The 6,416-nt window shown below is 71.1% G+C and carries 7 protein-coding genes and 1 other RNA gene; all 8 read left to right on the top strand.

What is annotated here, in order from left to right:
• Window positions 1-835, top strand: an 835-nt coding sequence (locus tag VKT83_15975) for a choice-of-anchor tandem repeat NxxGxxAF-containing protein (protein ID HLY23964.1), incomplete at its 5' end; no start/stop codon positions are given.
• On the top strand, window positions 832-1,593 hold the full coding sequence (locus VKT83_15970) for a C4-type zinc ribbon domain-containing protein (GenBank protein HLY23963.1): 762 nt from the start codon (window positions 832-834) through the stop codon (window positions 1,591-1,593). The genes VKT83_15975 and VKT83_15970, both read left to right, overlap by 4 nt.
• 80 nt (window positions 1,594-1,673) lie before the next feature.
• Window positions 1,674-2,150: a ribonuclease HI family protein gene (locus VKT83_15965; protein HLY23962.1), complete on the top strand. Its 477-nt coding sequence runs from the start codon at window positions 1,674-1,676 to the stop codon at window positions 2,148-2,150.
• 58 nt (window positions 2,151-2,208) lie between these two features.
• An RNA gene (rnpB, locus tag VKT83_15960) (RNase P RNA component class A) lies at window positions 2,209-2,558 on the top strand.
• Window positions 2,559-2,624: 66 nt separating this feature from the next.
• Entirely contained in the window at window positions 2,625-3,794 is a 1,170-nt protein-coding gene (gene iolM / locus VKT83_15955) for a scyllo-inosose 3-dehydrogenase (GenBank protein ID HLY23961.1), read from the top strand.
• 29 nt (window positions 3,795-3,823) lie between these two features.
• Window positions 3,824-4,651: a Cof-type HAD-IIB family hydrolase gene (locus VKT83_15950; GenBank protein HLY23960.1), complete on the top strand. Its 828-nt coding sequence runs from the start codon at window positions 3,824-3,826 to the stop codon at window positions 4,649-4,651.
• Between the two features lie 51 nt (window positions 4,652-4,702).
• On the top strand, window positions 4,703-5,485 hold the full coding sequence (locus VKT83_15945) for an LLM class flavin-dependent oxidoreductase (GenBank protein ID HLY23959.1): 783 nt from the start codon (window positions 4,703-4,705) through the stop codon (window positions 5,483-5,485).
• Between the two features lie 39 nt (window positions 5,486-5,524).
• A complete protein-coding gene (locus VKT83_15940; GenBank protein HLY23958.1) occupies window positions 5,525-6,409 on the top strand; it encodes a DNA-formamidopyrimidine glycosylase family protein in 885 nt (294 codons plus the stop codon).
• Window positions 6,410-6,416 lie beyond the last annotated feature (7 nt).

The following is a 6,416-nucleotide window of genomic DNA, read 5'->3' as shown; positions in this document are numbered from 1 at the left end:
GGCGGCGCGCCTCGGGATCTACGCGGCGCGAAACGGGGAGGCCGTGCCGATTGCGGTCACGGGCCAGTCCGCGCCGGCGGGCGGCGTGTTCACCGACTTCGCCAACCCGACGATCAACGACCGCGAGACGATCGCGTTCGTCGGACGCACGAACGGCACCGGGCAGGAAGGGATCTTCACGAGCAGCGAAGGCATCATGACGACGGCGGTGATGGGCGGATGGCCCGCGCCCACCGGCGGCCTGTTCGAGTTTTTCCTCGACGGCAGTCCGGCGCTGAACAACCGCGGCCAGATCGCGTTCGTGGCTGCGACGACCGAACATTCGACCCAGGGGGTCTACGTGTTGAGCGAGGGCCGCATCGCGCCCGTGGTGACGACCGACGATACCGCGCCGGTCGGCGGGCCGTTCACCGAGTTCGGGTTCGTGAGCCTGACCGACGCCGGGACGGTCGGCTTCGTGGGACGGACCGCGCGCAGCGCCGTCCGCGAGGCGCTGTACACGACCGGCCGCGCCGCGCTCGTGACCCTCGCGCGCGTGGGGGAGACCGCGGAGGACGGCGTGCCGTTCCCCACCTTTACGAACGCCCTGATGAACAATTCGGAGGATGTCGTCTTCGAGCCGGGCATCGTGCGGTTCCCCGACGTGTACCCGCACACGATCTACCTCGCCCGGCGGTCGGGCGTGGCGGTAATCGCTCGAGAGGGTGAGGCCGCCCCGGGCGGCGGCCGGTTCACCGCGTTCAGCCAGCCCGTCATCAACGGCCGCCGCGGCGTCGCCTTCGTCGCCGAGACGGACGACGGCCGCCACGGCATCTACCTTGTGACGCTGCGATGACCGCCGCGGAGTCCACCCCCGGCGTGAACCCCGTCGAGGCCGCAGACGGACTCGCGGCCCTGGCCGCGCTCTGGGCGGTGCAGCAGATCGATCTGCAGCTGGCCGGGCTGCGGACCGAGCGGACCGCGCTCGACGACGGCACGGCGCTGCGCGAGGAGACCGAGGTGGCGCGGCACGCGGCCGAGGACGCCGCGGCACGGCTGCACGCGGCGCAGGCGACGCTCCGCGACCAGGAGCTGCAGCTGGCGACCGCGGACATCAAAAAAAAGAAGGCCGAGGGCGACCTGTACGGCGGCCGCGTCTCGAATCCGAAAGAGCTTGCCGGCCTCGAGGAGGAGCTCGCCGGGCTCGCCCGGACCCGCGACCATCTCGAAGACCGCATCCTCGGACTGTTCGACGAGGTCGAGGCCCTCAAGCGCGAGGCGGCGGAACGGCAGGCCGCGGGGCGCGCGCTCGAGGAGCGTCTGGCGGCGCACCTCGCGGCCTACGAACGCGAGCGTGGCCGGATCGACGCGGAGATCGCCGCTCGGGAGGCCGAGCGCGCCGGGCTGGCGGCGGCGGTCGAGCCGCGGCTGCTCAAGAAGTACGAGGGCATCGCGGCCCAGGAGGGCGGCGTCGGGATGGTGGCGATCGTGGGCGGATTCTGCGGCGGCTGTCGCAACGACGTGCCGGCGCGGTTCGTCTCACGCGTCCGAGGCGGTGACGTCGTCACCTGCGAACGGTGCCACCGGATTCTCTACCTCGACGGTCCGCGTTGACGGCCCGCCCACGCCGGCCGACCAGCAGCCGGCAACCACGTAATTCAAGCCGGCCGACTCCACGGCGGGCCACGAGGAAATTGAAGCCGGAAGGGGCGGCCGCCGCGCCGTCGCGCGCGGTGAAGGCGGCGCCGCACGGCGACGGACAGGGCCGGCTCTCCACGGTCACCCTCTGCATCGACGGCGCATCGCGCGGCAATCCGGGCGACGCGGCGATCGGGGTCTTGGTGCGGGCCGACCATTCGATCGTCCGTGAAATCGCCGAGCGGATCGGGGTCGCCACCAATAACGTCGCCGAGTACAAGGCGCTGCTCCGCGGGCTCGAGGAAGCCGCCTCCCTCGGCGCCGCCACCGTGCACATCCAGAGCGACAGCGAGCTGCTCGTGCGGCAGATCCAGGGGAAATACAAGGTCCGCAACGAGACACTGATCCCGCTCTACCGCGAGGCGCTGGCGCGCCTCAGGCGCTTCGACCACGTCCACATCTTCCACGTGCCGCGTACGCGCAACTCCGGCGCCGACGGCCTCGCCAACCGCGCGCTCGACGCGAAGAACTAGCCTGGTTGATCAAGACCGGCCCGTTGAACGCTTAATCACAGCGTGATACCATTGAGCGGGAGCAGGCCAGGTGGCCGCGAGCAGACAACCGCTCGAGGAAAGTCCGGGCTCCATAGGGCAGGGTGCTGGGTAACGCCCAGTGGGGGCGACCCCGAGGATAGTGCCACAGAAACATACCGCCGCCGCGCGAAGTGATTCGCACGGCGGTAAGGGTGCAAGGGTGCGGTAAGAGCGCACCAGCGGCCGGGCGACCGGCCGGCTCGGCAAACCCCACCCGGAGCAAGGTCACGTAGGGGGAAATGAGGCGGCCCGCCGATCCCCGGGTAGACTGCTGGAGGTGCCGGGTAACCGGCGTCCTAGAGAGATGGCCGCCCTCGACAGAACCCGGCTTATAGGCCTGCTCCCGCTTCTTGAAGCTCCGTTCCGACGACGAACTGCTCAAAACGCGCTGACCGCAGAGAGGATCGGTGTCCGGTGAAGGGACTTCAATTTGCCGCCGAGTGGGCGCCCAAGCCCGACTATCGGGTTTCGGACTTCGAGGAACGGACGCGCAAGGCCGTGACCGGGTCGAGCATATGGCGGCATCCCAAGTTGGGATTGGTGGACGTCGTCGAACCGAAGCTCGGGCCGCAGGACGTGCGCCTTCGTCCCCGCGCGTGCGGCGTCTGCGGATCCGACGTGCACTTCCTGGAAACCGACAAGGACGGCTACATTCTGTATCCCGGCCTGACGAAATTCCCCGTCGTCATCGGCCACGAGTTCAGCGGCCAGGTCGTCGAGGCCGGCGCCGAGGTCAAGGATCTCCGCGTGGGCGACCTCGTGACGGTCGAGGAAATGATCTGGTGCGGCCACTGCATCCCGTGCCGCAACGGCTGGCCGAACCAGTGCGAGAACCTCGAGGAGATCGGCTTCACGATCAACGGCGCGATGGCGGATCAGCTCGTCGTCGGCGCCAAGTACTGCTGGCCGCTCACCGCGCTCGCGGAGGCGTACGGCGGCGAGGAGGCCGCTTCCGAGGCCGGCGCGTTGTGCGAGCCGACCAGCGTGGCCTACAACGGCATGTTCGTGCGCGGCGAGGGGTTCAAGCCCGGCGGCATCGTCGCGGTGTTTGGGACCGGCCCGATCGGCTTCGCCGCGATCGCGCTGGCGCGCGCCGCGGGGGCGAGCCGCGTGATCGCCTTCGAGGTCAGCGCGATGCGCCAGGCGCTTGCGCGGAAGGTCGGCGCGGACGAGGTGCACAGCCCGGTGGATCTGGAGAAGGCCGGCTCGAGCCCGCACGCGGTGATCCTCGAGGCGAGCAAGGGCCGCGGGGCGGATATGATGGTAGAAGCCGCGGGCGCGCCGACGCGGACCGTTCCGGAGATGGAGGCGGCGCTCGCGATCGGCGGCCGGATCATCATCATCGGCCGGGCGGCCGAGCGCGCGCCGATGTACCTCGAGCATCTGCAGACGCACGCCGCGCAGGTCTTCGGGGCGCAGGGCCACTCCGGGTACGGGACCTTCCAGAACGTGATCCGGCTCATGGCGTCGGGGCGGATCGACCTCCGGCCGATCATCACGAGCCGGTTCCCGCTCGCCGAGGCGCGGGACGCCGTGCTGCGCGCGAGCAAACGTCAAGACGGCAAAGTGATGGTCCGGATCTGAGCCCCGCGTCCGCGGGACCAGCCGACGGCATGCGCCGGCGTCGCCGCTACCGGCTGCTCGTCACCGACGTCGACGGCACGCTCGTCCCGGAAAGCAAGGTGGTGCCGCCGGGCGTGATCGACGCGATCCACCGCGCGCAGGCGCGCGGCATCAAGGTGTGCCTCGCGACCGGCCGTCCCTGGCAGGCCACGCGGCCCTTCGTGGAGGCCGTCGGCGCCGATTCGCCGGTGATCATCTACAACGGCGGGCTGGTCTACGACTTCGCCGCCGACCGCGTCCTGGCGCGGACGGCGCTGCCGCAGGCGGTGGCCCGGGCGGTGCTGCCCGTGCTGCGGCGGTTCCCGGACACCTCGCCCTTGCTCTTCCTCCACGGGCAGGTGTACGCGGAGCGGAGCACGCCGCTGACCAAGTTGTACGAGCATCGGGACCGGCCGCTCGTCATTGAGGAGACCCCCAGTTTCCAGGCGCTCCTCGACGCATCGCCCGACGAGGATCCGTTGAAGATGCTGATCGTCGGCGACCCGTCGGATCTCAAGGCGATGGGCGACGCGTTGGGGGCGCTGCCGGTGGCGGTCAACCGCGTGTTCTCCCAAAAGGACTACCTCGAGATTCTGCCCGTAGGCAACGACAAAGGGCGCGCGCTGCCGGTGCTGGCGGCGGCGCTCGGGGTGGCGGTCGGCGAGACGGTCGCGGTCGGCGACGCGCATAACGATCTCGCGATGATCCGGACCGCCGGGCTCGGGGTGGCGGTGGAGACGAGCCCGCCGGACGTGATCGCCGCGGCGGCGTGGACGTGTCCGCCGCCGGAGCAGGAAGGCCTGCGTGTGGTGATCGACCGGCTGTTCCTCGACCAGTGAGGACGCGGTGATCTGGAGGGCGCCCGCCCTCGACGCGCCACGGAGGAGGCGATGATGGGCCGGGGAGTCGCGGTATTCGCCGGCATTCCGGCGGACGTCATTCGCCCCACGGCGCGCGAGACCGAGGCGCTCGGCTATGGGTCATTCTGGGTGAACCATCCGCCGACGATCGACGGCCTGGCCGCGCTCGCCGCGGCCGCCGGCGAAACCCGCCGTCTCGACCTGGGGGTCGGCGTTATCCCGCTGCACAATCGGGGACCGAAGAGCATCATCGACGGGGTGCAGACGAACGCCCTGCCGATCGACCGGCTGCTGCTCGGCATCGGCGCGGCGAATCCGGAGGCGCTGCGCCGGATGCGGGAGGGAGTGGCGGCGCTTCGCGGAGCGCTCTCGTGCCGCGTGTACGCCGCGGCGCTCGGGCCGAAGATGTGCCGGCTGGCCGGCGAGGCGTTCGACGGCGTGCTGCTCAACTGGCTGACGCCGGCCCACGCCCGGCGTTCCGCGGACTGGGTGCGCGCCGGGGCCGCCGAGGCGCGGCGCCCCGCGCCGCGCCTGGCGGCCTACGTCCGGGTCGCGATCGGCCGCGCGGCACGCGAACGCCTCGCGGCGGAGGCCAAGCGGTACGGGGCGATTCCCGCATACGCGGCGAGCTTCAAGCGTATGGGGGTCGCGCCGATGGAGACGTGCATCGCGGTCGACGATCCGCGCGCGGTGCCGCCTGCGCTCGCCGCGTGGGACGGGGTGATAGACGACGTCGTCGTTCGGGTGATCCCGGCCTCCGATACCGCGGAGGACCATCTCATCGTCGTTCGGGCGGCCCGGCCGGTGACGTAATGCGGGCCGGGCCGCGCTCCACGACGCGCATGCCGACCGATGCCTGAGCTTCCGTTCGTCACCGTCGTCGCGGAGAACCTCGCGCCGCTCGTGGCCGGCCGGACCGTCGAGGACGTCGTCGTCCGCGGGGTGTCGGTGCTGAAGACGGTCGAACCGTCGATCGCCGATCTGCGCGGCCGGCAGATCACCGACGTGCGCCGGCGCGCCAAGCTCCTGCTGCTCGACTTCACCGGCGGCCTCGTGCTCGTGATCCATCTCCGGCGCAACGGCCGGCTCCGCGCCGTCCCGCGCGGAACGGGGCGCACCGCCCGGGACCTCGCGCTCGTGCTGGCGCTCGACCGCGGGCCGGACATCCACATGATCGAGATGGGCCCGAAGAAGGCCGCCTCGGTGTGGGTGTTTCCGGCGGACCGCCTGGACACCGCCGAGCCCCTTGCCGGGCTCGGGATCGAACCCTTCTCTCCCGAATTCACCCCCGCCGCGCTTGCGCGGGCGCTGCGGGGCGCGCGGATGCGCCTCAAAGCTTTTCTTGTGACCCAACGGTACGTCGTGGGGATCGGCAACACGTACGCGGACGAGATTCTGTGGGCGGCGCGTCTCTCGCCGCAGGCGATGACGACCGCCCTCGACGAGGACGAGGTGCGCCGGCTCCACCACGCGATCCCCTCGACCCTCGAACGCGGCATCGACGTCCACCGGAGCTGGGCCTGCGGCGCGAGCCAGAGAGGCGCCGCCGGCGGGCTGCCGATGAAAGAGCCGCTCGAGGGTCTCGCGGTGCACCGGAAGGGCGGCGAGCCCTGTCCGCGATGCGGGACCCGCATCGCCGTGATCTACTACGAGGACCGGGAAACGTATTACTGTCCCGTCTGCCAGGCCGAGGGCCGGGTATACGCGGACCGGAGGCGCTCGAGGCTGCTGCGCTAGAGCGGAG

The organism is bacterium (assembly GCA_035308905.1).
In the GTDB taxonomy this organism is placed as follows: domain Bacteria; phylum Sysuimicrobiota; class Sysuimicrobiia; order Sysuimicrobiales; family Segetimicrobiaceae; genus DASSJF01.
Note: the sequence above shows the minus strand (reverse complement) of the source record. Positions and strands in the feature narration are given on the sequence as shown.

Coding starts and splice junctions, on each gene's coding strand:
- VKT83_15970 (HLY23963.1), top strand. CDS start 832: ATGACCGCCGCGGAGTCCACCCCCGGCGTGAACCCCGTCGAGGCCGCA.
- VKT83_15950 (HLY23960.1), top strand. CDS start 3,824: ATGCGCCGGCGTCGCCGCTACCGGCTGCTCGTCACCGACGTCGACGGC.
- VKT83_15945 (HLY23959.1), top strand. CDS start 4,703: ATGATGGGCCGGGGAGTCGCGGTATTCGCCGGCATTCCGGCGGACGTC.
- VKT83_15940 (HLY23958.1), top strand. CDS start 5,525: ATGCCTGAGCTTCCGTTCGTCACCGTCGTCGCGGAGAACCTCGCGCCG.